Genomic DNA, 3,581 nt, shown 5'->3' with positions numbered 1-3,581 from the left:
AGGTAGGCCATGAGCACTACAACCAATGAAAACAGCGCCGACACCACCGCCACGGCGGGCGAGGAACTGGCCACGCACGAGGTCAAGCTGACCGACGTCGCGGCCGGCAAGGTCCGCAGCCTGCTCGAGCAGGAGGGCCGCACCGACCTGCGCCTCCGCGTCGCCGTCCAGCCCGGCGGTTGCTCCGGCCTCATCTACCAGCTCTACTTCGACGAGCGGCTCCTCGACGGAGACGCTGTCCGCGACTACGACGGGGTGGAAGTTGTTGTCGACAAGATGAGCGTCCCGTACCTCAGCGGTGCCAGCATCGACTTCGAGGACACCATCTCCAAGCAGGGCTTCACGATCGACAACCCCAACGCCGGCGGCTCCTGCGCCTGCGGTGATTCCTTCCACTAAGGCCGGGCAAACTGCCCGGCCTTAGTGCCGCAGGTTGCCCAACGAACGGACGCCGCAAAAAGGTCCCGACGCACGGCGCGGACATGTGGGCGAAAACTCGTGTGGAGCGGTAAGCTCTACACCGAGTAGTAAAACTTTTAGTGTGCCCTGACAGCCAGTTTCCGGCCCGGGGCGACAGCAACAAGTAGGAAGGGCCGTCTGTGAGTTCGCAGAACCGAACCGGCAGCCGACGCAAACAGATCACTACGATCACTGGCTTGGCACTCGCCGGCGCGTTGGCTTTGACTGGATGTTCACCAGAGGTACAGAAAGGGTGGCTGCCCACCGAGCGTGGCACCACCAACCACACTGACCGCATCATGGACCTCTGGGTCAACTCATGGATTGCCGCGCTGGTCGTGGGCGTCATTACCTGGGGCCTGATGATCTGGTGCATCGTCGCCTACCGGCGCCGCAAAGGCACCGTGGGTTTCCCCCGGCAGAACAGCTTCAACCTGCCGCTTGAAGTCTTTTACCTGACGATTCCGCTGTTTATGGTCCTGGTGTTTTTCTACTTCACCGACCAGGACCAGCAGGCGATCGACAACCGCGCCCAGCCGGCCGACGTCGTCGTTGACGTCCGAGGCAAGCAGTGGGCCTGGGACTTCAACTACAAGCAGGGCGATGTGATCCGCGCGGATGTCCACGAAGCCGGCGTCCAGGCGCACCTCACCGGCAACGACGTTGACAAGGAAAAGCTGCCGACGCTTTACCTGCCGGTCAACAAGTCGGTTGACCTCGAATTGAATGCCCGCGACGTCATCCACTCCTTCTGGGTTCCCGCCTTCCTGCAGAAGCGCGACATGATCCCCGGAAAGACCAACTACATCAGGTTCACCCCCACCAAGGAGGGGACCTACGACGGCAAGTGCGCCGAACTCTGTGGCGAATACCACTCCGAAATGCTGTTCCGCGTGAAGGTCGTTTCCGACGCCGAGTTCCAGGCGCACCTGGAAAAGCTGCGCCAGGACGGCAACACCGGCCTACTCGGCGAAGAGTACGACCGCAACCCGGCCCCGACCGAAACCAAGTAAGGGGAGCGACGTGGCAACTACCTATTCCCAGCCCACCGGGATCCTTGAGGCTCCCGTAGTACCGAAATCCAAGGGGCGCATCGTCGTCAACTGGATCACCACGACCGACCACAAGACCATCGGGTACATGTACCTGATCGCGTCGTTCGTGTTCTTCTGCTTCGGCGGAGTCATGGCGCTCCTGATCCGCGCCGAATTGTTCGAACCCGGCATGCAGATCCTGCAGACCAAGGAGCAGTACAACCAGCTGTTCACCATGCACGGCACCGTCATGCTGCTGATGTTCGCAACGCCGCTGTTCGCGGGCTTCGCCAACGTCATGATGCCGCTGCAGATCGGCGCCCCCGATGTCGCCTTCCCGCGGCTGAACGCACTGGCCTTCTGGTTCTTCCTCTTCGGCTCCACCATCGCCGTGTCCGGCTTCGTCACCCCGCAGGGTGCGGCATCGTTTGGCTGGTTCGCTTACGCGCCGCTGTCCAACACGACGTTCAGCCCGGGTGTGGGCGGTGACCTCTGGGTCTTTGGCCTGGCGCTCACCGGCTTCGGCACCATCCTGGGCGCGGTCAACTTCATCACCACGATCATCTGCATGCGTGCCCCCGGCATGACCATGTGGCGGATGCCGATCTTCACCTGGAACATCCTCGTCACGTCCATCCTGGTCCTGATGGCCTTCCCGCCGCTGGCAGCAGCCCTCTTCGCCCTCGGCGCGGACCGCCGCTTCGGAGCCCACATCTTTGACCCGGAGAACGGCGGCGCCGTCCTCTGGCAGCACCTGTTCTGGTTCTTCGGGCACCCCGAGGTCTACATCATCGCCCTGCCGTTCTTCGGCATCGTCTCGGAAATCTTCCCGGTCTTCAGCCGCAAGCCGATCTTCGGCTACAAGGGCCTTGTCTACGCCACGATCTCCATCGCCGCGCTCTCCGTGACCGTGTGGGCCCACCACATGTACGTCACCGGCTCGGTCCTGCTGCCGTTCTTCTCCTTCATGACGATGCTTATCGCCGTCCCGACCGGCGTGAAGTTCTTCAACTGGATCGGCACCATGTGGCGGGGTTCCATCACATTCGAAACCCCCATGCTGTGGAGCATCGGCTTCCTGGCGACGTTCCTCTTCGGCGGACTGACCGGCATCATCCTGGCCTCCCCGCCGCTGGACTTCCACGTCTCGGACTCCTACTTCGTGGTGGCCCACTTCCACTACGTCGTCTTCGGCACCGTGGTGTTCGCGATGTTCGCCGGATTCTACTTCTGGTGGCCGAAATGGACCGGCAAGATGCTCAACGAGCGCCTCGGCAAGATCCACTTCTGGATGCTGTTCCTCGGCTTCCACGGCACCTTCCTCATCCAGCACTGGCTGGGCGTCGAGGGCATGCCCCGCCGCTACGCGGACTACATGCCGCAGGACAACTTCACCTGGATGAACCAGTTCTCCACGTACTCCTCATTCCTGCTTGGCGCCTCTCTGATCCCGTTCTTCTGGAACGTCTACATCACCTGGCGCAGCAACGAGCGGGTCACGGTTGATGACCCGTGGGGCTTCGGAGCCTCGCTCGAATGGGCAACCTCCTGCCCGCCGCCGCGGCACAACTTCACGTCGCTGCCGCGGATCCGGTCGGAGCGTCCTGCCCTGGACCTGCACCACCCCGAACTGTCCCAGTCCTACACCATCGATTCGCCTGCCCCGGCAGCGGCAGCGCTCGGTAACGCCGACCAGAAGGATCAAGCCAAGTGAAAATCGAATCAAGACTTTTCGGATTCGGAGCCTTCTTCTTCATCCCGGTGGCAGCGGTCTACGGATTCCTGACCGGCTGGACTGAATGGGTCGGTGCCCTCGGCATCCTCCTGCTTGGCGGCCTCGCCGGCATGGTCGGCGCCTACCTCGCCTTCACCGCGAAGCGCGTCGGCATGCGTCCCGAGGACCGCAGCGATGCAGAGATCCACGAGGGCGCCGGCGAGCAGGGCCACTTCAGCCCGTGGAGCTGGTGGCCGCTGGTCCTCGGACTGGCCTGCGCGGCCGGATTCCTCGGCCTTGCCGTTGGATTCTGGATCGTCTACATCGCGGGCGGTCTTGCAATCGTCGGTTTGGTCGGCTGGGTTTACGAATAC

Annotated in this window: 4 protein-coding genes; all 4 read left to right on the top strand. The window is 62.7% G+C overall.

Annotated elements, in window-relative coordinates; all coding sequences use genetic code 11:
- Positions 1 to 9 precede the first annotated feature (9 nt).
- Entirely contained in the window at positions 10 to 399 is a 390-nt protein-coding gene (locus BJQ90_RS21035; protein WP_024368088.1) for a HesB/IscA family protein, read from the top strand.
- Between the two features lie 200 nt (positions 400 to 599).
- The gene (gene coxB, locus BJQ90_RS21030) at positions 600 to 1,472 is read left to right on the top strand and encodes a cytochrome c oxidase subunit II (RefSeq protein ID WP_226762119.1); all 873 of its coding nucleotides are present in this window, start codon (positions 600 to 602) and stop codon (positions 1,470 to 1,472) included.
- A 10-nt stretch (positions 1,473 to 1,482) separates the two neighbouring features.
- Positions 1,483 to 3,207, top strand: a complete 1,725-nt coding sequence (gene ctaD, locus BJQ90_RS21025) for a cytochrome c oxidase subunit I (protein ID WP_226762118.1) — start codon at positions 1,483 to 1,485, stop codon at positions 3,205 to 3,207.
- On the top strand, positions 3,204 to 3,581 hold a 378-nt coding region (locus BJQ90_RS21020; RefSeq protein ID WP_226762117.1), incomplete at its 3' end, for a cytochrome c oxidase subunit 4. The genes ctaD and BJQ90_RS21020, both read left to right, overlap by 4 nt.

This window comes from Arthrobacter sp. SO3, assembly GCF_020532825.1.
Classification (GTDB): Bacteria; Actinomycetota; Actinomycetes; order Actinomycetales; family Micrococcaceae; genus Arthrobacter.
This window is presented reverse-complemented; position numbering and strand designations above follow the sequence as displayed.